Source organism: Caldimonas tepidiphila, from assembly GCF_003569765.1.
GTDB classification, from domain to species: Bacteria; Pseudomonadota; Gammaproteobacteria; order Burkholderiales; family Burkholderiaceae_C; genus Caldimonas; species Caldimonas tepidiphila.
In genome coordinates this window covers 1-20,793 of sequence record NZ_QXMG01000083.1, presented here as the reverse complement: position 1 = coordinate 20,793, position 20,793 = coordinate 1, and the positions used below count along the sequence as shown (strand labels likewise).

At 69.2% G+C, this 20,793-nt stretch carries 16 protein-coding genes and 2 pseudogenes; 6 read left to right on the top strand and 12 right to left on the bottom strand.

Translation table 11 applies throughout. The features are described 5' to 3' along the window. Positions 1 to 785: 785 nt before the first annotated feature. Complete coding sequence (locus tag D3A59_RS23110) at positions 786 to 1,148, top strand: hypothetical protein (protein WP_157991663.1); 363 nt, start codon at positions 786 to 788, stop codon at positions 1,146 to 1,148. Positions 1,149 to 1,594: 446 nt separating this feature from the next. Here the strand turns inward: D3A59_RS23110 and D3A59_RS23105 are convergent, their stop codons facing one another. The 3 genes from D3A59_RS23105 to D3A59_RS23095 form a co-directional block, all read right to left on the bottom strand. Continuing rightward, positions 1,595 to 2,101: a hypothetical protein gene (locus tag D3A59_RS23105; protein ID WP_119157674.1), complete on the bottom strand. Its 507-nt coding sequence runs from the start codon at positions 2,099 to 2,101 to the stop codon at positions 1,595 to 1,597. Positions 2,102 to 2,267: 166 nt separating this feature from the next. Further along, positions 2,268 to 2,660, bottom strand: a complete 393-nt coding sequence (gene gloA / locus D3A59_RS23100) for a lactoylglutathione lyase (RefSeq protein WP_119157673.1) — start codon at positions 2,658 to 2,660, stop codon at positions 2,268 to 2,270. Between the two features lie 161 nt (positions 2,661 to 2,821). After that, on the bottom strand, positions 2,822 to 3,619 hold the full coding sequence (locus D3A59_RS23095) for an SDR family NAD(P)-dependent oxidoreductase (RefSeq protein ID WP_119157672.1): 798 nt from the start codon (positions 3,617 to 3,619) through the stop codon (positions 2,822 to 2,824). Positions 3,620 to 3,889: 270 nt separating this feature from the next. Here D3A59_RS23095 and D3A59_RS23090 point away from each other — a divergent pair, with 270 nt between their 5' ends. Together D3A59_RS23090 and D3A59_RS23085 are read left to right on the top strand one after the other, a co-directional pair. Further along, complete coding sequence (locus tag D3A59_RS23090; RefSeq protein WP_119157671.1) at positions 3,890 to 6,022, top strand: EAL domain-containing protein; 2,133 nt, start codon at positions 3,890 to 3,892, stop codon at positions 6,020 to 6,022. A gap of 46 nt (positions 6,023 to 6,068) precedes the next feature. Continuing rightward, positions 6,069 to 9,023, top strand: coding sequence for an EAL domain-containing protein (locus tag D3A59_RS23085; RefSeq protein WP_119157670.1), 2,955 nt, complete (start codon positions 6,069 to 6,071; stop codon positions 9,021 to 9,023). Between the two features lie 31 nt (positions 9,024 to 9,054). Here the strand turns inward: D3A59_RS23085 and D3A59_RS23080 are convergent, their stop codons facing one another. The 4 genes from D3A59_RS23080 to D3A59_RS23065 all read right to left on the bottom strand — a co-directional run bounded on the left by D3A59_RS23080 (position 9,055) and on the right by D3A59_RS23065 (position 13,219). Then, the gene (locus D3A59_RS23080) at positions 9,055 to 9,891 is read right to left on the bottom strand and encodes a universal stress protein (RefSeq protein WP_119157669.1); all 837 of its coding nucleotides are present in this window, start codon (positions 9,889 to 9,891) and stop codon (positions 9,055 to 9,057) included. A gap of 160 nt (positions 9,892 to 10,051) precedes the next feature. Then, complete coding sequence (locus tag D3A59_RS23075) at positions 10,052 to 10,657, bottom strand: SAM-dependent methyltransferase (RefSeq protein WP_119157668.1); 606 nt, start codon at positions 10,655 to 10,657, stop codon at positions 10,052 to 10,054. Between the two features lie 2 nt (positions 10,658 to 10,659). After that, positions 10,660 to 12,117 carry an APC family permease gene (locus tag D3A59_RS23070; protein WP_119157667.1) on the bottom strand — a complete coding sequence of 486 codons (1,458 nt, stop codon included), beginning with the start codon at positions 12,115 to 12,117 and terminating at the stop codon, positions 10,660 to 10,662. A gap of 376 nt (positions 12,118 to 12,493) precedes the next feature. After that, positions 12,494 to 13,219 carry an alpha/beta hydrolase gene (locus D3A59_RS23065; protein ID WP_119157666.1) on the bottom strand — a complete coding sequence of 242 codons (726 nt, stop codon included), beginning with the start codon at positions 13,217 to 13,219 and terminating at the stop codon, positions 12,494 to 12,496. Positions 13,220 to 13,462: 243 nt separating this feature from the next. On the opposite strand from D3A59_RS23065, the gene D3A59_RS23060 reads away from it, so the two are divergent. Next, a complete protein-coding gene (locus tag D3A59_RS23060; RefSeq protein ID WP_119157665.1) occupies positions 13,463 to 14,326 on the top strand; it encodes a phytanoyl-CoA dioxygenase family protein in 864 nt (287 codons plus the stop codon). A 256-nt stretch (positions 14,327 to 14,582) separates the two neighbouring features. On the opposite strand, the pseudogene D3A59_RS26985 reads toward D3A59_RS23060, so the two are convergent. After that, a pseudogene (locus tag D3A59_RS26985) lies at positions 14,583 to 14,847 on the bottom strand (IS110 family transposase); the annotation flags it as partial. A 200-nt stretch (positions 14,848 to 15,047) separates the two neighbouring features. On the opposite strand from D3A59_RS26985, the gene D3A59_RS25650 reads away from it, so the two are divergent. Then, the gene (locus D3A59_RS25650) at positions 15,048 to 16,721 is read left to right on the top strand and encodes a glyoxalase superfamily protein (protein ID WP_157991662.1); all 1,674 of its coding nucleotides are present in this window, start codon (positions 15,048 to 15,050) and stop codon (positions 16,719 to 16,721) included. Beyond that, complete coding sequence (locus D3A59_RS23040) at positions 16,721 to 17,680, top strand: DUF2726 domain-containing protein (protein ID WP_119157662.1); 960 nt, start codon at positions 16,721 to 16,723, stop codon at positions 17,678 to 17,680. The genes D3A59_RS25650 and D3A59_RS23040 overlap by 1 nt, the downstream gene beginning before the upstream one ends. Before the next feature lie 53 nt (positions 17,681 to 17,733). On the opposite strand, the pseudogene D3A59_RS23035 reads toward D3A59_RS23040, so the two are convergent. From D3A59_RS23035 to tnpA, 4 genes and pseudogenes are all read right to left on the bottom strand, one after another. Further along, positions 17,734 to 18,129, bottom strand: a pseudogene (locus D3A59_RS23035) (integrase core domain-containing protein); the annotation flags it as partial. Between the two features lie 45 nt (positions 18,130 to 18,174). Continuing rightward, on the bottom strand, positions 18,175 to 19,749 hold the full coding sequence (gene tnpC, locus D3A59_RS23030) for an IS66 family transposase (RefSeq protein WP_119157660.1): 1,575 nt from the start codon (positions 19,747 to 19,749) through the stop codon (positions 18,175 to 18,177). Positions 19,750 to 19,813: 64 nt separating this feature from the next. Further along, positions 19,814 to 20,155, bottom strand: a complete 342-nt coding sequence (gene tnpB, locus D3A59_RS23025; RefSeq protein ID WP_205665262.1) for an IS66 family insertion sequence element accessory protein TnpB — start codon at positions 20,153 to 20,155, stop codon at positions 19,814 to 19,816. After that, a complete protein-coding gene (tnpA, locus tag D3A59_RS23020) occupies positions 20,143 to 20,508 on the bottom strand; it encodes an IS66-like element accessory protein TnpA (protein WP_119157658.1) in 366 nt (121 codons plus the stop codon). Before tnpA ends, tnpB begins: the two co-directional genes overlap by 13 nt. Positions 20,509 to 20,793 lie beyond the last annotated feature (285 nt).

Below are 20,793 nucleotides of genomic sequence, written 5' to 3'. Positions count from 1 at the left end.
ATAACTCCGTCCGGGGTCAGGGGAATCTCGCTCTCAATCTATTTGCGCAACAAAGCCACATCGAAACGTAATTCCTGACGCCGAAGAAAAGCAAGAAGAAGTGGTTTGGCTGCTAACCAGTAGCCTTAGAGACCATCTTGTACATCTCAAGAGGGTCAATGCGAGGCTGGCTAAGCTGCGTGGATCCTGAGGTTGCACGGTAACTACTAGATCCTATCCCTTCTTGGACTTGGGTTCGGGGAAACCCCTGTCGTTATTTGGTAGGGTTCAAGCGACGCGTACATACATAGATGGCATCCGTACATCAAAGGATGTACTACTGAGGTGTACTTTATCACCCGTGTCTCGCCAAGTGGATCGACTAGGCCGCGGGAGCCTACAGATTCGCGTCGGAATTTTCTGACAAGCTTCCAGGCTTCCTGCTGTAGTTGTGCCAAGTCGTGACCAGAACGGTCTGCTGGAACGAGCATTGCCGGAGAGGGGTGCCGTGCTGATAGGGCTCGCACGGTGCTTCTGTTTGCCGCTCCGGTCGATCTTTGGAAAGGGCGCTGGCTTCGCCACCTCCCTCGTCTCATCCGCACCTTTGGGCCAGCGTCCGACCGGAGCGGCCTTCTTTCAAGCAGGGGGGCTTGTCGTTGGGAATCGACTCCTGCTTGCTTCGCCCCTGGCGGTGCTCGGCACCGTGGCGCTCGCTCGGTTTTGACGACAGCTAAGTCTGCACTGCCTGGTCGTCGCCCACCGGCATGCTGAGCGAGCGTCGGCGTTTTATTGCGAGGACCTTGAGGATGAACGAGCACAGCATCTGGGGAAGTCGGCAAGCAGGAGAGTCGATGACCCCTGCCGTGATGCTCATGACAATGGGCTTGCTGGCGTACGAATCCTCACCGTTGGAGGATCCTCAGCACCGGGGCCGCAGTCTCGTTGGCTTCAACTCAGTGCTGCTTGATGCCACAGCCAATGGCTTTGCCGAGAGCCCGAGACTGATCGAGCTGCTGTTGATGGGGGGATGGAGCGAGGAGGCCCTTCATCTCTGCCAAGAGGCGATCAGCAAGGCAGGGGTTGAAGCAATTTCAAGTGCCTTGGCCAAGATGTACAAGGATTCGTTCCCGCTGTCCGGGGATGGGGTCCGAGGGCGAGGGGAGGTGTGACGGTCAGAGGGTTTGAGGGCCAGCAATGACGTCATCGTCTGAGCCCGAGCCTTTGAAAAGAAACCCCGGGGCCGAAACCGCCGGGGTCAACAGCTAGTCGAGGGAACTAGATGAGTTGCCGCCCGAAAGAGGTCCGAGATGGGCGGCGTCGCAATTGTAGTCCGGTAGTTGCTCCAAATCACTCAAGGGCTCTGGCTCGACTCCCCTGGCCTGCGCTTCTCCGATCGCTTCGTCAATCTGGCGGCGCAGCCACTGTTTGGCAACCGGTCCCTTGTGCACTTCGACATAGCTGCTCGGTGTTCCGTTCGTCGGGTCGAAGCGGTTGAAGGTCCGGCCATCTGGGGCCTGCACAATCCAGCAGTCGCAGAGTGGCCAGCACTCCAGGGTGACAGTCCAAGTTCTGCCCATGCAGGGCCAACAGCAAACCTAGTGCCGCCACTGATAGCTCAGGGCCGTGGCTTGCGGTAACCGCTCCGGATCCAGTCGGTTGCACTTGCCGTCGTGAACTTGAAGTCCGGCGCTACGCGGACGGTCGCGAGCAGCTCTCCCGCATCATCCCTGGCGGTGAGATCCGCATACGGCTCGAACTCGTCGGGGACGATGTCCAGGGTGACGAAGATCTTCACGTTGCCAGCGCCGATCGCAACGCTCTTGTGATACATCGCCTGCAGGTGCTGCTCGTGACGTCGCACCACCTCGGAGGCTGACTTCACGAGGGTGTTGAAGGCCGCGACGTCGAGCGGCTTCGGGTTCTTCTTGTCCCGACCCATCGTCCAGGGGCAGACGAAGGCCGGCTCGGACTCGCCGTCCTTTGTCATGGAGACTGCCCAGCCGTCGTCCTCCTCGTTCTTGATTACGCGCGCGGTCCAGCCCTTGTCACGCCAGAGGCGGGCTTCGTGCACTGCGTCAACTGCGTCTTTATCGTCGATGACATCGGGCAGGATCGTTGGCATGGTTGGCTCCAATCAAGCACTGTATAAGCATACAGTGTTTGAGGCCGGCGAGGTGCTACCCGTGTGCCTGCTACAAGTGAGGGAGTAGGAGACAGGGGGAGAGTGGCAGCACTACAAAAAATCTCCATGCCGAGAGCGCCTACGCGGTTGGAGTGGCGTCTACGCTTTAAGTGGTTGATTCTCTTTGTATAAGTTCGACCTTGTAGCCGTCCGGGTCGGCGACGAAGGCGATCACGGTGCTGCCGCCCTTGACCGGGCCGGCCTCGCGCGTGACGGTGCCGCCGCCGGCGCGCACCCGCTCGCACGTCGCCGCGACGTCCTCGACGCCGAGCGCGATGTGGCCGTAGGCGGTGCCCATCTCGTAGCTCGAGACGCCGTAGTTGTAGGTCAGCTCGAGCTCGGCGTGCTCGGGATTGGTGCCGTAGCCGACGAAGGCGAGCGAGTACTTCTGCTCGGGACGGTCGACGGTGCGCAGCAGCTTCATGCCGAGCAGCCCGGTGTAGAAGTCGATCGAGCGCTGGAGGTCGCCGACGCGCAGCATGGTGTGCAGGAGTCTCATGAGGGATGCTTTCCTTCGGTAGGTCTGGGGAAGGCGCGAATGATGCCGCCGTCCGCGCGAACTTGCAGGGCCTGCGATGCAGGAGCGCCGCGCGGCGGCGCTCCTGCCCGGCGAGCGCGCGGGGCCGGCCGACAGGACGCTGCCGCCGGCGACCGCGGGGATCAGAGGCTCGGCACCGGCACCGTGTAGTTCAGCGCCATGCGGCCGCCGTCGGCGTAGACGATCTCGCCGGTGAGGTAGCTCGCCGCGTCGCTGGCGAGGAAGGCGACCACGTCGGCCACCTCCGAGGGCTTGCCCAGGCGCTGCATCGGCGTGCGGCTGAGGATGCGCTGGCGCGCCTCGTCGCTGCCGAGCACCGCCTTGTGCGCGAGCTCGGTGGCGATCGTGCCCGGCGCGACCGCGTTGACGCGGATGCCGCGGCCGGCGAGCGACAGCGCCATCGCGCGGGTGAGCTGGTTGATGCCGCCCTTGCTGACGTTGTAGCTGGCGATGGTCGGGATCGCGAGCACGCCGTTGACCGAGCTCATGTTGACGATCGAGCCGCCGTTGCCCGCGTGCACCATCGCGCGCGCGACCGCCTGGCCCATCAGGAAGGCGCCCTTGAGGTTCACGCGCAGCACCGCGTCGAAGCTCTCCTCGCTGATGTCGAGGAAGTCCGCGGCGTGGAAGATGCCGGCGTTGTTGACCAGCACGTCGATGCGGCCGAAGCGCATCATCACGCTGCGCACCGCGTCGTCGACGCACTTCTTGTCGCCGACGTCGCAGTGCAGGAACAGCGCCTGGCGGTCGGCGGCGCGCATCTCGGCCGCGAGCGCCTCGCCGCGCTCGCGGTCGACGTCGAGCAGCGCGACGACCGCGCCCTCGCGCGCGAAGCGCTCGGCGCAGGCGCGGCCGATGCCCTGCGCCGCGCCGGTGATCACGGTGACCTTGCCGGCCAGACCGAACTGGATGTTGGACATGTTCGTTCCTCCCCCGGACGGCCCGCGAGGCGGGGCCGCGACGGCGTGCAGTGTATCGCCGGGGACGGGCCCTGCGACCGGCCCCCGACGGGGACGCCCGGTCCGGGGGAGCGGGCGCCTGCGGCCTCGCCCGTGCCGGCGAGGGCCGCAGGCGCGTCCCGGGCCCGCCCTGGTGCCCGCGGCGCCGTAAGGTCGGGCGGGCTGCCGGCACCGGGGGGTGGGGCGCCGCCGCTACGCTGCGTCCTTGCCCCGCTCCGGAGACTCCCGCAGTTGTCGATCCCCTGGCCTGCTCCCGACTACGACCCGGCCACCGTCGCCGCCTCGCTGCTGATGGGGACCTTCGCTGCCTTCGTCGCGCTCGACCTGGTGCGGCGCCCGGCCACGGGCGACCCGGTGCTCGCCAAGGGCTGGCTTGTCGCGGGCGCCATCGCGATGGGCACCGGCGTGTGGTCGATGCACTTCATCGGCATGCTCGCCTACCGGGGGCTCGGGCCGGTGGGCTACGACTACGAGCTGACGCTGCTGTCCTGGCTGGCCGCGGTGATGGCCTCGGGACTGGCGCTGACGCTGGCCGGCGGAGCGATCTTCGCGAAGCCGGGCGGCGCCGCTCGGGCGCGCGCGGGCCTCGCGTTCGGCGCGCTGCTGATGGCGGCAGGCGTCTGCTCGATGCACTACCTCGGGATGATGGCGATGCGCATGTCGCCGCCGATCGTCTGGGACCCGTGGTGGGTGGCGGCCTCCGTGCTCGTCGCGCTGGCCTCGTCCGCCGCGGCGCTGGTGTTCTTCGGCCGCATGCGCGGCTCCGAGGGGCGGCCGCGCGGGCGCTGGCACGTGCTGGCCGCGGTGGCGATGGGGCTCGGCATCAGCAGCATGCACTACACCGGAATGGCCGCGGCCACCTTCGTCGAGGGCTCGGTATGCCTCGCCGCCGGCGAGCTGTCCGGGCGGGGCGCAGGCACCTTCGTCGGCGCGGCGAGCTTCGCGCTGCTCGGCCTGACGCTGCTGAGCTCGCAGCTGGAAAAGCGCACGCGCACCCGCTCGGCGCAGCTGACCGAGACGCTGCGCGAGGCCAACGCCGAGTTGCAGCGCAAGGCCTTCGGCGACCCGCTGACCGGGCTGCCGAACCGCCTCGTGTTCGAGGACCGGCTCGCGCATGCCCGCGCGCGCTGCGACCGCTACGGCGACAGCGCCGCGGTGCTGTTCATCGACCTCGACGGCTTCAAGCCGATCAACGACGACTGGGGCCACGACGCGGGCGACCGGGTGCTGCAGGAGATCGCGGCGCGGCTGCGGCACTTCGCGCGCGAGTCCGACACGGTGGCGCGGCTCGGCGGCGACGAGTTCGTGGTGCTGGTGGAGGGGCGCGACGAGGTGGCGATGGCGGGGCGGCTCGCGCAGCGCGTCATCGACGCGGTCCGCCGGCCGGTGGCCGTCGGCGAGCGCGAGGCGCGGCTGTCGTGCTCGATCGGCATCGCGCTCTACCCGCAGGACGGGCCGGCCGAGCAGCTGCTGGGCCACGCCGACGCGGCGATGTACGAGGCCAAGCGGGCGGGCCGCGGCACCTTCCGCTTCTACGACCTGCGCATGGATGCGGGCGTGCGCGAGGCGCAGCAGCTCGGGCACGAGCTGCTGCAGGGGCTGGCGCGCGGCGAGTTCGAGCTGTTCTACCAGCCGACCATCGACGCGCGCAGCGGCGCGCTCACCGGCGCCGAGGCGCTGGCGCGCTGGAACCACCCGGCACGCGGTCGGCTGGAGGCGGCGGCCTTCATGCCGGTGGTCGAGCGCCACGGCCGCGCGAGCAGCTTCGGCGACTGGGCGCTGCGCAGCGCGGTGGCGCAGGCGCGCGACTGGGAGCACGAGGGCCTGCGGCTGAGCCTCGCGGTCAACCTCTGCGGCTACCAGCTCGACTCCGGCGAGCTGGCGCAGCGCCTGGAGGACCTGCTCGCGGAGCACGGCGTGCCGCCCGAGCGGCTGACGCTCGAGATCGGCGAGCCGGCGATGATGAGGGACGGGGAGGCGCGTCGCGGCACGCTCGGCGGTCTGGCGGCGGCGGGCATCGCGCTGTCGGTGGACGACTTCGGCACCGGCGCGTCGAGCCTCGGCAGCCTGCGGCGCCTGCCGCTGCAGCGGCTGAAGATCGACCGCAGCCTCGTGCGGGAGCTGCCCGGGGACCCGGACGCGCGCGCGATCGTGCATGCGGCGCTGCAGCTCGGGCATGCGCTGGACCTGGTCGTGGTCGCCGAGGGCGTCGAGACGCAGGCGCAGCACGACTTGCTACGCTCGCTCGGCTGCGACGAGATGCAGGGCTACCTGTACGCGCCCCCGATGCCTGCGGCAGAGTTCGGCCGGTGGGCCGCCGGCGCGGTGCAACCCCGGGGGCCTGCGGGCCTGCGGGTCCAGTGAATGAATCCTGCGGGCCGCAGCGGCGGCCCGCGCATCAGGCGGTGCAATGATGTCCATCGAATCGAACGCTTCCCGGGAGGACCACGCGAACTGCGACCGCGAGCCGATCCACATCCCCGGGGCGATCCAGCCCCACGGCTACCTGTTCGCGCTCGACGAGCCCGCGCTGCGCGTGAGGCAGCTCAGCGCCAACGTGCCGGCGATCCTCGGGCAAGAGGCCGGGGAGCTGCTCGGCCGCCCGCTCGAGGAGCTGCTCGGCGCCGGACCGGTCGCCGAGCTGCGGCAGGTGCTCGCCGAGGCGAGACCGCAGGACGCGCCGCCGCTGCTGCTGCAGCTCGGCGCGCGCAGCTTCACCGGCGCCGTGCACCGGCACCAGGGCGTGGCGATCCTGGAGCTCGAGCCGGCCCTGGCCGCGCCCGACGTGCCCCTGCGGCTCGGACGCGCGTTGCGCCGGCTGCAGTCGGCCGACAGCCTCGACGCGCTGTACCGCGTCGCGGTCGACGAGATCCGGGCGCTGACCGGCTTCGACCGCGTGCTGCTCTACCACTTCGATGGCGACGGGCACGGCGAGGTGCTGGCCGAGGCGCGGGCCGAGTCGCTCGAACCCTTCCTCGGCCTGCACTACCCCGCCTCGGACATCCCGCGCCAGGCCCGCGAGCTCTACCGGCTCAACACCCTGCGCCTGATCCCGGACGCGGTCTACGAGCCGGTGCCGCTCGTACCGGCGCTGCGCCCCGACACCGGCCAGCCGCTGGACCTCGGCCTCGCGGTGCTGCGCAGCGTCTCGCCGGTGCATCGCGAGTACATGGCCAACCTCGGCGTGCGGGCGTCGATGAGCATCTCGCTGCTGCCGCGCGGCCGGTTGTGGGGCCTGCTCAGCTGCGGGCACCGCGTGCCGCTGCACGTGCCGATCGAGGTGCGCATCGCGTGCCAGACGCTGGGCCGGCTGCTGTCGCTGCAGATCGCGGCACTGGAGGAGATCGAGCGGCGGCGACAGCGCGAGGCGAAGGCGGCGCTGCTCGAGCGCCTCGTGGAGACGATGCGCGCCTGCGGCGGCGACGTGATCGAGTGCCTCGCGGGCAGGCCGGCGGAGCTGCTGCAGCTCGCCGGCGCGGCGGGCGCCGCTGTAGTGTCTGGTGGGCAGGTGCAGACGGTGGGCGATTGCCCCTCGCCCGAGCTGATCCGGTCCCTGCTCGGGTGGGTGGGGCCGCAGACCGCGCAGGGCGGGCTCTGGCAGACCTGCGCGCTCGGCGCCGAGTTTCCCGCGGCCGCCGCGGAGGCCGGGCGCGCATGCGGGCTGCTCGCGATCACGCTGCCCAAGCCCGACTACGTTCACGCGGTGCTCTGGTTCCGGCCCGAGCTCGTGCACACCGTCAACTGGGGCGGCAATCCGCACAAGGCCGTCGAGCGGGACGAGGCGGGCGGCGCGCCGCGGCTGCGGCCGCGGCGCTCGTTCCGGCTCTGGCAGGAGGCGGTGCGCGGCCGCGCGCGGCCCTGGCTGCCGGGCGAGGAGCGCGCCGCGGCGGAGCTGCGCCGCTTCGCGATCGAGATCGACCTCGCCCGCCAGGTGGCGCGCGAGCGCGAGGCGGTGCGCGCGCGCGACGAGCTGGTCGAGACCGCGGCGCAGCTCACGCGCTCGCTCGAGGCCGCCAACGCCGAGCTCGAGCGCATCGCCTTCCGAGACCCGCTGACCGGGCTCGCCAACCGGCTCGTGTTCGAGGACCGGCTGTCGCATGCCTGCGCGCGCTGCGACCGCTACGGCGAGAGCGCCGCGGTGCTGTTCATCGACCTCGACGGCTTCAAGCCGATCAACGACTCCTGGGGCCACCGCACCGGCGACCTGGTGCTCAAGGAGGTCGGGGCACGGCTGCGGCGGCTGGCGCGCGAGTCCGACACCGTCGCACGGCTCGGCGGCGACGAGTTCGTGATGCTGATCGAGTCCGGCGGCCATGCCGAGGCGGCCGGCCTGCTGGCGCAGCGCGTCATCGACGCGATCACGCAGCCGGTCAACGCCGGCGGGCGCGAGGCGCAGGTCTCCTGCTCGATCGGCATCGGCGTCTACCCGCAGGACGGACCCTATGCGCAGCTGATCGCGCGTGCCGACGCGGCGATGTACGCGGCCAAGCGCGCCGGCCGCGGCACCTACCGCTTCTACGACGCGCGCATGGATTCGGGCGCGCGCGAGATGGCCGAGATCCAGCGCGAGCTGCGGCTCGCCCTGCAGCGCGGCGAGTTCGAGCTGATCTACCAGCCCAAGGTCGAGCTCCGCACCGGGCGGGTGACCGGCGTCGAGGCCCTGGCGCGCTGGCGGCATCCGGCGCGCGGCCTGCTCGAGCCGGACTTCTTCATCCCGCTCGTCGAGCGCCACGCGCTCGTCGCCAGCTTCAGCCAGTGGGCGCTGCGCGAGGCGGCGCGGCAGCTGCGGGCGTGGGGCGAGCGCGGGCTCGCGCTCCCGGTGGCGGTCAACCTGTCGATGCCCCAGCTGCGCCAGGAGGACCTCGCCGGGCAGCTCGCGCGGCTGCTGGGCGAGCACGGCGTGCCCGCGGCGCGGCTGGCGATCGAGATCACCGAGTCGGCGGCGATGGAGGACATCGGCGAGAGCCTGCCGATCTTCGAGCGGCTCGCGGCGGCCGGCATCGCGCTGTCGATCGACGACTTCGGCACCGGCTACTCGAGCCTGAGCCAGCTGCGCCGCCTGCCGGTGCGGCAGCTCAAGATCGACCGCAGCTTCGTGCACGACCTCGCCCAGGGCCCCGACGCGCGCGCGATCATCAACGCAGTGGTGCAGCTCGCCCACGCGCTCGGCCTCGAGGTGGTCGCCGAGGGCGTCGAGACGCGGCAGCAGCACGAGATCCTCGAGCAGCTGGGCTGCGACCAGGCGCAGGGCTTCCTGGTCGCCCGGCCGATGCCGGCCGGCGAGATCGAGCGCTGGATGGCGGGCCGCACGCTCTGCGCGCAGCCCGCGCCCGGCACGGACGGCGCGCAGCCCGGGCCCTGCTGAGGGGAGGCTGCGCCGCCGCGGCCCACCCGGATCAGTGCGACATCAGCACCGGCACCGTCATGTGGCGCAGCACGGTGCGCGTGACGCCGCCGAGCACCGTCTCGCGCAGGCGCGAGTGGCCGTAGCCGCCCATCACGATCAGGTCGGCACCGAGGTCGGCGGCGTGCGACAGCAGCGCGTTGCCGGTGTCGATCGGCGTCGGCACGCGGGCCACGTCCGCCCGCACGCCGTGCCGCGCGAGCCACTGCGCGAGGTCGGCGCCGGGCGGCGTGCCGGGGAGGTCCGTGTCGCCGGCCGGCAGGAACATCACGACATGCACCGCGGCGGCGCGGCCCAGCAGCGGCAGCGCGTCGGAGACCGCGCGCGCGGCCTCGCGGCTGCGGTCCCAGGCCACCAGCACGGTGCGCCCGGGCGCCGCCGCCTCGGCGGCGTAGGGCACGATCAGCACCGGGCGGCCGCTGTCCATCAGCACCTGCTGCGGCAGGTCGGGCGGCATGCTGCTCGCGGAGCCCGGCTCGTGCTGGCCCACGACGACGAGGTCGGCCAGGCGCGCATGGGCGATCACCGAGGGCGCGGGGTCCTCGGCATCGACCAGGGCCTCGAAGGAGCGCAGCCCGAGCGGCGCGACCTGGGCGCGGAAGCGCTCGGCCTGCTTCCCGGCCTCCTGGCGCAGGAAGTCGATCGAGAGCTGGAGGTAGTTCGCCCCGAGCCCGCCGCCCGAGGGGTCGGGCGGCATGAAGACGGTGCCGGTCGGCGCCAGCCCCACCAGGTGGGCGTCGTGTTCGGCCGCGAGCTGCGCGGCGAGCGCGATGCGCGGCGCGCAGCGGGCGCCGGCGTCCAGGGCCACGAGAATGCTTCGATAGGGCATGGTTTCCTCCTGCGAGCCAGGGTCACGGCGCCGCACGGGGCGCCACCGGCTCCCGAGTCTGCGCGGGCCGGACCCGGGAGGCTTGACGCATCTCAAGCCTTCCCGCGCGCCGGCCGCGCAGCGGGGAGGCTGCCGGCCGCAGGACGCAGCGCAACGGCACTCAGCGCGCTGCCTGCTTGTGCTCCGGCTTGATCGTCCAGTAGTAGATCGTCTTGTAGTCCAGGCGTTCGGTGCGCTCGGGCGGCCACTCCGGGCCCATGTCGAAGTCGTGCGACACGACGCGCGCGCCGACCTTGAGCTGCTTCCACAGTTGCGGGCGCAGCTTGCGGTTCACGTCGGGCAGCAGGTAGAGCGTCACGACGTCGGCCTTGGACACGTCGGCCTCGAACAGGTTGCCGACCATGAACTTCACCCGCTCGGTGACGCCCGCGGCCTTGGCGTTGGCGTTGGCCTCGGCGATGCGCTCCGGGTTCAGGTCGATGCCGACGCCGGTGGCGCCGTGCTTGCGCGCCGCGGTGATGACGACGCGGCCGTCGCCGCAGCCCAGGTCGTAGAGCACCTCGCCGGGCTTGACCGCGGCGAGCTCGAGCATCTTGTCGACCACCGGCTGCGGCGTCGGCACGTAGGGCACGTCCAGCGCCGGGGCCTGGGCCGCGGCCGGGCGGCCGGCCAGCGCGAGCAGCAGCGCCAGCAGCAGCGCGGCCAGCAGGCGCAGCGATGGCGGGACTGCCGTGCGGGACATCTGCAGGGATCGGGCAGGGGTCATGGTCAGCTCCTGGGGGAGGGGGGTTGCGGGTGGGGGCGGGACGAGGGGGGAAGCGGCGCGGGGTGCGGCCGCAGCAGCAGCACCAGCACGAGGCCGACGGCGAGCACCGCGACGCTGATCCAGGCGGCGTTGAGCGCGCCGATCGACTGGCTCGACACGTAGGACAGGCTCGACCACAGCATGTAGGCGCACACCGCGCAGAACAGCAGCGGCAGCAGCGGGTACAGCGGCACGCGGAACGGTCGCTCGGCATGAGGCTCCTTGCGGCGCAGCACGAACAGCGCGATGCCGGTGAGCAGGAAGAACAGCCAGAACACCGGCGCGGTGAACTCGACCATCGCGCGAAAGCCGCTGCCGGTCGCGGCGCCGACGAGCACCAGCGCGAGCGCCGCGAGGCACTGCACGCGCAGCGCGCTCGAGGGCGTGCCGCGCGCCGCGTCCCAGCGCCCGAGCCGGCGCAGCGCGGGCCAGTCGCGGCCGAGCGCGTAGCTGGTGCGCGCGCCGACGATCATCGTCGCGTTGATCGAGGTGAGCGCCGTGACCGCGATCAGCACCGAGATCGTCGCCTCGCCCGCCGGCCCGAAGGCCACCTGCAGCAGGTCGGCGGCGATCGCGCTCGAGCGCCCCATGCCCTCGAGCCCGAGGCCCGACCAGTAGGCCCAGTTCACGACGCAGTAGAGCAGCGTGATCGCGAGGATCGACAGCACCAGCGCGCGCACCATGTTGCGCCGCGGCTCGCGCAGCTCGGCGCTGATGTAGGCGGCCTCGTTCCAGCCGCCGTAGGTCAGCAGCACGAACACCATCGCCATGCCGAAGGCCGCCACCGACGGGGCCCCCCCGGCGCCAGCGGGCGGCGGCGCGGCGGGCGCGGGCGTGCCGGCGAGCGTGAGCGCCGCGGCGACGATCAGCAGCAGGCCGGCGATCTCGGCGAGCGTGAGCCAGACCTGCGCGCGCGTGCCCGCCCGCACGCCGAGCAGGTTCACCGCCGACAGTCCGATCACCGACAGCGCGGCGTACAGCGCCGCGCTCAGCCCGGTGCTGCCGACCGGCAGCGGCAGGACTGCCGTCATGTAGTCGCCGAACACGAAGGCGAGCAGCGCGATCGAGCCGGTGGTGATCACCGACAGCCGCGCCCAGGCGAACAGCAGCGACACCGGGCGGCCGTAGGCGCGCTGCAGGAAGTGGTAGTCGCCGCCCGCGTGCGGCCAGGCGGTGGCGAGCTCCGCATAGCACAGCGCGCCGACCAGCGAGATCAGGCCGCCGAGCACCCAGGCCCCGAACATCCACGGCGCGCTGCCGCTCATGTCGGCCACCATTGCCGGGGCCTTGAAGATGCCGGCGCCGATCACGATGCCGACGATGATCGCCACCGCCTCGCGCAGGCCCATCACCGGGCGGGGCATGTCGTCCGCGGCGGCGGGGGAGGGCGGCGGGCTGTCGTGCGCGCGGTCTTCCTTCATCGGGTCGCCTCCCGCAAGAGCGTGCGGCGGCGGGGGCGGCGGGCGGCGCAAGGGCACGGCACGGGCATCGGCACTCCTGTCGGGGGCGGGGCGGCTTCGCGGGGGCGGGCGCCGGGCGGCGCTCTCCCGCCGCGCGTCCGCTGCCGTCCGCTCGGGACAGGGCAGCAGGCGCGGAGCCGGAGACGCCGCAGCGTCCGAGGTCCGTGGATCAACTGCCATGCCCGGGGCCCCTGGCGCGGGGCAGCCGGTGAGGCTGCTCCCGGGGCGGGCGGCTGCGCCGCCGCCCCATCCGGCCCCGGCGGCGCGCCGCGCCCTTGTCAGCGCTTCAGCCCTCGGCAAGAAAGGCGCGCAAAAGCTGCACGCGCCGGCGCCGGGCTCAGATCTCGTCGGGCGCCGTGTAGGCGAGGTGGGCGCGCTGCGCGACCCACTGCGCGAAGTCCGCGGCCATCGCCGCGCTGATCTCGTGGCCGACCGGATAGTCGCGGTAGACGAGCTGCACCCGGTGCTCGGCCATCGTGTGCATCGCGTCGGCGGCGTGGTCGGGGGTGATCGCGTTGTCGTAGCTGCCGTGCGCGAGGAAGGCCTGCAGCCGCGCGAGCTGCTCGGTCGGCGCGAGCTGCCACTTCACCTGCGGCAGGATGCGCCCGGCCAGCAGCGCGATGCCGGCGACCTTGTCGGGCCGCGTCAGGCCCACGCTCGCGCTCATCACCGCCCCCTGGCTGAAGCCGGCCACGTAGACCTGGCGCGGGTCGAAGGCGTGCGCCATGCGCAGCTGGTCGATCAGCTGCAGCAGCATCTGGCGGCTCGCCTCGGCCTGGTCGGGGTCGGGCCGCAGCCCGTGGCCGAGGTCGCTCATGCCGTACCACGCATGACCGCCCTCGGGCACCGCGTGCGGCGCCCGCACCAGCGCGAGGTGGACCTCGGGCGTCAGGCGCTCGGCGAGCGGCAGGAGGCTGGACTCGTCGCCGCCGACGCCGTGCAGCAGCAGCACCAGCGGGCGGCGCGTGCCGCTCGCCGCCGCGGCGCGCCAGCGGTAGGGCAGCGCGAAATGCTCGGACTCGATCGTCGCGCTCGGCGACAGGGCGGGGGGCGGACGGCTCATCGGCGGCAGACCTCGGGCAAAAGGGAAGGGACTGATCCTCCCTCGCAAACGGGGGGCCCGCGCAGCGGGCGGCGGCCGGGCGCGGCACGTCCTCTGCCGGGACGGGGGGCGCTATTCCTTGCCCCGGGCAGGGCCGGGCAGGCCCGCCGCTGCCACCGGCGTGCGGCTTCCTTATCGTGTGAGCGGCCACTCCCTTCTCGCATGACGGCACGGGGGCCGCCCGCCCCCGGCAGGAGACTTCCGATGACGACACTCCCTCCCGCTGGCGACGCCATGTCGCCGCAATACGACCCGGCCCAGATCCTGGGCGGCCTCTACGGCGACGGCATCATCGCGCTGCGGGGCGCCTTCAGCACCTCCTGGGTGGACCGCATGCGCGAGGACATCGAGCAGCTGTTCGCCGAGGCACGGGCGCGGCCGCGGGGGGCGCTGCCGCGCGGGCCCGAGCGGTATTACGTCGAGGTCCATCCCGAGCGCCTGAGCGGCTTCGTCGACATCGTGTCGCATCCCTGGTTCGTCGCGGTCTGCCGCGCGGTGCTCGGTCCCGACTACAAGGTGGTGGAGATCGGCTTCGACGTGCCGGGCCCCGGGGCGCAGGACCAGCCCTGGCACCGCGACTTCCCGATGCCCGAGGAGACGCGCATCGGGCGCCGCCTGAACTCGCTGGCCTTCAACCTGACCGCGGTGGACACCACGCCCGAGATGGGCCCGCTGCAGATCGCGCCGGGCACGCAGTGGGACGAGTTCGACAGCCCGGGCGACGGCCGCGAGGCCGGCATGTTCCCGCCGCGCAGCCTCTACCCGCGCTACGAGGCGCGCGCGCAGTTCCGCATGCCGCAGCGCGGGGACATCTCCGCGCGCTCGGCGCTGACCATCCACCGCGGTACCGCCAACCGCTCCGACCGTGCCCGCCCGGTGCTCGTCGTGGGCGTGGACGCGCCGGACGCGCGCAATGCCGAGCGGCACGACATCCAGGTGACGCAGGCCTACCTCGATCGCCTGCCGCAGGAGGTGCGCCGCCACCTGGGCGGACGCGTCGTCGAGCGGCTGGAGGACATCGAGCAGGCCCATGCGATCGAAGGGCTGCTCTCGGCGAACGACTACTGAAAGCCGCCGCTCGCGCTGCAGGCCGCAGCGGAAATGAAAAAGGCCGTTGACGCATCAACGGCCTTCTCGTGTCTTTGGTGGAGAGGAGGAGGGTCGCTCCTTAATTCACCAGAATGTATCCATTCGCCTTGCCTGACAGGGACTTGGCTTCGTTCAGCAGGCCCTTCGACAGCGGTGAGTACGACGAATTGGATCGCATCGCAGCCAACTTGTCCAGTTCTGTTGATCCGAGCCATCCACCTGATACCTTGTGCGGGGCTGACGCGTCGTTGCGGTCGTTCTTGTTGGCCTTCACAAACGGGGCCACGTACTGCGGGCTGATGAGTCGCACCCTCGATGCCTGTGGCCTGCAGCAGCCGCGCCCAGTGGTGGGCCGAGCTGCACCCTTCCATCACCACCCGCCGTGGATTCAGCTTGTTGATGGCCGCCAGCAGGGACGGCCGGCTCACCTGGGAGCGGTGCAGCACCAAGTCGCTGCGGCTTGCTTCGTGGTGCGTTTTCGTCGTTCTGCCTCTTGACAAGATCCTGGGTAATTCCAGTACGATCTGGCCGTGGTTCTTGCCGAACCATGGGTCAGTTGGCACCCATCAGTGCACGCACGGACGCCACGTCCGCACGGTGAAGCCAGTTGCAGTACCTCTCCCGATCCCGGCTTGGTGAACTCCAGGAAAGCCGGACAACGCGTGCCGTCCTGAAGTGCTTTCCATGTTGGAGCTCAACCATGGCCTTCAAGAACTCGCCGCGCTCTGCCGCAACTGATTCCCTCACGCCTGAAGTACAGGCTGCCGCTCTCTGGACGTTCGTCCAGGGTGTCTTGCCGCGCTTCACCTCGCACACAGCCTTGGCCGTCATCAATGATCTTGCCCCGCAGCCAAACGAGGACGTGAAGCTGCTGGCCAAGCGCTTGCGGAAGTCGCTCCAGAAATGGAATGTGCCCGTCAAGCATGCCAATGCCTTGGAGGCTGCGGCTCGACTGCAAGGAAGCTCGAGTTGGCATAAGCGTAAAGAGCCTTCGCCCCGCCTGATGCTGAGCACCTTTGGATCTGGGGGCGAGATGTACGCTCCCGGATCCTCCTGCAAGGTGGCCTCCTGGCGCGAGCTTTTGCCTTTAATGAAGCGACTGTGCGAATCCCAGGTACGCGCCGGCGCTCATGTGCTCCAGCTCCATCCGACGGCAAACAGTCTGCTCGTGGGTATGCCTCAAAGCACAGATGATGGGCGTGTTCGTCCTGTTCCGCTCTTCAACATTTCGCGGCTGTCTGTCGATGACGATGACTGGCTTGCCGACGCTCCAGCGGTTCTTGAAGCACTGCGCCGCCACATCGAAGAGGTCTGTCATGTCGTACTCGACGGGACAGCCGTGTTCCGCTTGCTGAGCAAGAATGCCAGGTGGGGGGAGGCGCTTCAGTTGTCCTTCACCTCGATGGTGTTGAACTGCGAGCTCGTCGTTCTTCGGCAGGATGATCCTCGCGATCCTGAGAGCGGCTACGAGATCGCTCGCGGAGACGAGATGATCTGCTGGTCCCAGCTCGATCTGGCTGACGAGGAGGAGCAGGGCGTCGAAATCACCCTCAATGGCGACTCATGGCGCAGAGGAGAGGCGCGCTACGTTTGGGAGCTTCACGTCCTCAAGCCCGGCACCTTCGTCCCGAGTCTGCACATCCATCGCCTCGACGCCGAAGATGTTCAACGTCTCCTGCGCCGCTACAGGACTGCCAAGCACCACAGCTCGGGCCCATTGCGCCATCATGAGGTCAACAAGCACATCGAGTATTTGAGCGGTCCCGCAGAGACTTGCCGCGTCGACATGGACCGTCTTGCTCAAGTGGCGCAGGGCGCTGGAGTGACACTGGCGCAGCTGATCAGCGACCTGGGAGGGGAGGTCGAAGCGGGCGAGCTCCAGCGCTTTGGCTTCGTGATGTCGCTTGCCCAGCGCTACTCGCCTTCCAATCCGAACAGGTTCATTGCAGGGCCGATGCCACATGAGATGTCTCGTGCGGATGACGACACGCTGCTGCGGGCGCTCTTGCCGCGGGTGGACACTGTTCGGTTCAGGTTCGCATCGAACATTTCCCAAGAGGATCGACAGGACGTCAGAGACGCCATGAACGAACTCCTGGAGTCGCTGCAGATGCGCAAGATGTCTCAAGCAGGTGCGCTGAGTCTTGAGCATTCGACACCTCAACTTGTCTATGCAAGCGACGGGGAGAGCTTGCGGCTGCATCTGCAGGAGCGTGGACTTGTGATGTACGCGGCCGTGCTGCCGCACCTGTTCAGGATCAAGGACCTCGAGGCCCAGTTAGGAGCTATCCCCATTCCTGTGGAAGACATCTCTCCCTTTGCTTTCGGGCACGCGCTGTTTCTGCATGTCGAGACCGAGCAAGGAGGCCTGTGATGAACGACATCTACTTCAAGCTTAAGGATCTTCTGAGTGATCGTGATCTCACTGGTTTTCTTTCCGAATTCGAGCGCCTGGCGCCGCAGTCACGGCCGATAGGGTTGAGCGAGTTGACGCAGCGGGTGTTCCCTGTGGTCCTGAAATCCTGCCTTGCCGAAGGAACTGTCACAGCCGAGGCGATCGTCCATGTCTGGCGACTGGTGAGAACCGGAAGCCTTCTGATTGTGGACAACGAACTGCTCGAGGCAGTCAATGCAAGGATCGAGAAGGCGTGGTGGGCGGCGCGTGGTCCGGATGCGCCTCCACCTGAGAAGTTGAGGCTTTTCCAGGACGATGACATGCATCTGACCGCTCGGCGCTACAAGCGCATGGAAAGTGAGCGGCCGATTCCTGCAGGTGCGGTGGCCATGCGGCGGGTGGTCGTTGCCAGCGGCTATGTCGTAGGAATGCATCCCTTCAGCGATGCTTTGTCCTTCAAGAAGAACGTGTGCGCAAGCAATCAAGAGCGGGAGTTCCTGCGGGCAATACGCCATTTTTTCCCCACTCTTCATGCCTACCCGAACATGCCAATGCGCAACTTCGTGGACGTAGACGGCTTCGTGGACCGGCTGTCCGAGAGGCACCGCATCTACGCCCGCGGAGCGATCGTTGATGTGCTCTTGTGCACCGTCGACGAGGATCCTCTGGCTGTGATCGAGTTGGACTCGGCGCACCACGACCCCGAGGAGGCTCGCGAACGCGATGAACTCAAGAACGATCTGCTCGACATGGCCGGCATTCCGCTTGTCAGAATCAGGCCGCTCGACACGCACACCGTACGCTGCGAAGACTTCTACGACCTTCTGGTTTCACAGGGCGAAGAGCTAGACAAGCTCAGGCCGCGCCGTATTGCACCGCGACGAACTCATGACAGTCTTGTTCCAGCCGAGATGGACGTGTACGTAAGCGCCGGATGACCTGCCCCCTTCAGACGTACCAGTGATTGGTTCGCAGAGTCCTGGTTGGCAGATTACTTGATCTCCTGCTTGGGCTCAGCATCGCCAGCGCGCTGGCGATGCTGAGCGGCGAATTGCGCCGGGGGGATCCGGCCGATGCTGCTGTGAGGCCTCGCCTCGTTGTAGTCGCGCCTCCAGCGCGCGATTTCCTCTCGTGCCTGGCCGAGTGACTCGAACCACTGCTCGTTGAGGCACTCGTCCCGGAACTTGCCGTTGAAGCTCTCGACGTAGGCGTTCTGGGTGGGGCTGCCAGGATCGTTGAGCAGATGCCGAACACCCCGGGCGTGCAGCCATGCGAGCAGTGCCCGCGACGTGAACTCCGGCCCCTGATCCGAGCGCAGCGCCTTCGGATATCCCCGGAACTGACCCGCACGATCCAGCACCCGGGTGACGTACTCGGTAAGCAAACGGCCATCCCGTCTTGACACCGTAATGGCTGGCGTGCGAGGTGACGATCAGGCCGGGATGCTGCTGGGGCGCCAGTGATGCGGCAGCAGCTCCGCGATGCGGCTGGGGGGCTGTGTGGGCAGCCGCGTCAGGACGTCTTTGAGGTAGGCGTACGGGTCGTGGCCATTGAGGCGTGCCGAGTGGATGAGGCTCATGACTGCCGCGGCGCGCTGGCCCGCACGCAGGCTGCCAGCGAATAGCCAGTTTGAGCGCCCAAGCGCGATCGGGCGGATCTGGTTCTCGACCCAATTGTTGTCCGCGGGCAAGTCGCCGTCGCCGAGGTAGCGCGTCAGCGCTGCCCAGCGGTTGAGGCTGTAGTCGAGGGCCTTCGCAGTGGCCGAGCCGTCCGGCACGCGCTGCCGGTGCAGCCGCAGCCACTTGTGCAGGGCGTCAGCAACTGGCACTCCCCGCTGCTGGCGGATGCGTCGTCGCTCGTCGGGGTCGAGGTCTCGTACCTCACGCTCGACCTCATAGAGCCGGCCGAAGAAGGCGAGCGCCTGCTCGGCAATCTGGCTCTTGTGCTGGGCCCACAGGTCGTAGAACTTGCGCCGCGCGTGCGCGAGGCATCCCGCCTCGGTGATGCCCTGGGTGAAGAGTGCCTTGTAGGCGCTGTAGTCGTCGCAGACGAGCTTGCCGCGCCAGGCGTGATTGGTGCCAACGCCGAGGAACGCTTCGGTGTGCCGCCCGGCCCGGCTCTCGGCGAAGTCGAAGACCACCGCCTTGAGTTGAGCGTAGGCGGTGGTGCAGTAGCTCCACAGGTACGCCCGGTGCGTCTTGCCGTTACCGGGCTTGAGCATCGCAACAGGCGTCTCGTCGGCATGCAGCACCTCGTGGCGCAGCAGTTCGTGCCTGAGCGCATCGACCAGCGGCTGCAGCTGCACGCCGCACACCCCCACCCACTGCGCCAGGGTCGAGCGCGGGATGGCGAGGCCGGCGCGCCCGAAGATCCCTTCCTGCCGGTACAGCGGCTGGTGGTCCGCGTACTTGGCCACCAGCACCTGAGCGAGCAGCCCGGTGGTGGGGATGCCCTTGTCGATGATGTGCGGGGGCACCGGCGCCTGGGTCAGCGTCTTGCAGCTGGCGCAGACCCACTTGCCGCGGACGTGGCGCTCGACGGTGAACACGCCGGGCGTGTAGTCGAGCCGCTCGGCCACGTCCTGGCCGATGCGCTCGAGCGTACAGCCACAGCTGCACGAGCTGATGTCAGGCTCGTGGTGGAACTCGCGGCGCGGCAGATCTGCGGGCAGTGGCGCACGACGCGGCCGGTTCTTCTGTTGCTCGGTCTGCGGGGTGGGAGAGAGCTGCTCGAGCTCCTGCTCGATGGCTGCCAGGTCCGCGTCGATCGTCTCCTCCAGCAAGCTGCGTTGCTCGCCGGAGAAGGCTTCGCGCCTGGAGGCGAACTTCAGCCGCTTGAGCACCGCCATCTCATGGCTGAGCTGATCGATCCTGGCCTGCTTGAACTGGATCTCGCGATCCTTGCGCGCGATCTCCTCGTCCTGTGCGGCAACCTGGCCGACCAGCGAGCGCACAAGCTCGCGCAGCTGCTGCGCGTCCATGTCCTGGAGTTGTGCCTGATCGACCATGGTGGGTGAGGATGCCAGACGAAGGAACCCCAGCCCATTGGCGAACGCACCGATTGCCCGTGCGTCAGAGCATGCTGATGACGCCGTGCTCGCCGACGCGCTGCCATGGCAGGCCCAGCACCAGGGCATCGAGTTGCGCGTGGCTCACAGCAGTCGTGGAGACGCCCAGCTGCGGCCACACGAAGCGCCCCTGGTGCAGCCGGCGTGCGGCCAGCCAGACGCCGATACCGTCGTGCACGAGCACCTTGAGACGGTTGGCACGGCGATTGGTGAATAGGTAGGCGTGATGAGGATGGGCGGCACCGAACACCGCCACCACCCGGGCCAGCACCGAGTCGGTGCCGGCTCGCATGTCCAATGGCTGCACCGCCAGCCAGGCTGCATCGATGCGAATCACTTGAGCCACTCGCGCAACCAGGTCGCGCACTCGCCCGCGCCCTGCAGCGGCCAGCTGACCGTGACGCTGGTGGCACCCCGGCGCAGCTCGATGCGGATCTCCGGCTGCGGAGCCTGCACGGGCTGGGGGAGCTGCAGCGCAATGAACTCGTGAGCAACCCCACCCCTTGCCGTCTGCATGGGCAGCGGCTCCTGTCGTGCGCGCCGCTCCAGGCGCAGCCACCGGTGCACGAGATTGGCGTTCAGGCCGTGCGAGAGCGCAACGGCCGCCACCGAGGCGCCCCGCGCTCGACAGGCAGCCACCACCTCGGCCTTGAACTCCTCACTGTGGCGGCGACGAGAGACTGTCTTGGCTTCTTCCATGGCGTCCACTTCCCAAATAGGTGGACGCCATGCTCGCCGCCAAGCCCGTCTCGCTCAACATGACTTCGCCAGCCGGATACCGTACTCGCCGCCCATGCCGTGATCCACTGCGATGTCGATGCACTCTCGGCTGAAGTCGTCGACGATCGTGAGGCACTTGATGCGCCGACCGTTGGCCAGTAAGCGCACGGCGATCCCAGGCCTGTTGCCCGGCGAAGCAATCAGCTGGCGGTGACGGCCGAGGTCCAGCGATGTGGCAGCAACTCAGCGATGCGGCTGGCAGGC

Excerpts from the sequence above, each read along its gene's own strand:
- D3A59_RS23110 (WP_157991663.1), top strand. The coding sequence starts at position 786 with ATGAACGAGCACAGCATCTGGGGAAGTCGGCAAGCAGGAGAGTCGATG.
- D3A59_RS23105 (WP_119157674.1), bottom strand. The coding sequence starts at position 2,101 with ATGCCAACGATCCTGCCCGATGTCATCGACGATAAAGACGCAGTTGAC.
- gloA (WP_119157673.1), bottom strand. The coding sequence starts at position 2,660 with ATGAGACTCCTGCACACCATGCTGCGCGTCGGCGACCTCCAGCGCTCG.
- D3A59_RS23095 (WP_119157672.1), bottom strand. The coding sequence starts at position 3,619 with ATGTCCAACATCCAGTTCGGTCTGGCCGGCAAGGTCACCGTGATCACC.
- D3A59_RS23085 (WP_119157670.1), top strand. The coding sequence starts at position 6,069 with ATGATGTCCATCGAATCGAACGCTTCCCGGGAGGACCACGCGAACTGC.
- D3A59_RS23080 (WP_119157669.1), bottom strand. The coding sequence starts at position 9,891 with ATGCCCTATCGAAGCATTCTCGTGGCCCTGGACGCCGGCGCCCGCTGC.
- D3A59_RS23075 (WP_119157668.1), bottom strand. The coding sequence starts at position 10,657 with ATGACCCCTGCCCGATCCCTGCAGATGTCCCGCACGGCAGTCCCGCCA.
- D3A59_RS23070 (WP_119157667.1), bottom strand. The coding sequence starts at position 12,117 with ATGAAGGAAGACCGCGCGCACGACAGCCCGCCGCCCTCCCCCGCCGCC.
- D3A59_RS23065 (WP_119157666.1), bottom strand. The coding sequence starts at position 13,219 with ATGAGCCGTCCGCCCCCCGCCCTGTCGCCGAGCGCGACGATCGAGTCC.
- D3A59_RS23060 (WP_119157665.1), top strand. The coding sequence starts at position 13,463 with ATGACGACACTCCCTCCCGCTGGCGACGCCATGTCGCCGCAATACGAC.
- D3A59_RS25650 (WP_157991662.1), top strand. The coding sequence starts at position 15,048 with ATGGCCTTCAAGAACTCGCCGCGCTCTGCCGCAACTGATTCCCTCACG.
- D3A59_RS23040 (WP_119157662.1), top strand. The coding sequence starts at position 16,721 with ATGAACGACATCTACTTCAAGCTTAAGGATCTTCTGAGTGATCGTGAT.
- tnpC (WP_119157660.1), bottom strand. The coding sequence starts at position 19,749 with ATGGTCGATCAGGCACAACTCCAGGACATGGACGCGCAGCAGCTGCGC.
- tnpA (WP_119157658.1), bottom strand. The coding sequence starts at position 20,508 with ATGGAAGAAGCCAAGACAGTCTCTCGTCGCCGCCACAGTGAGGAGTTC.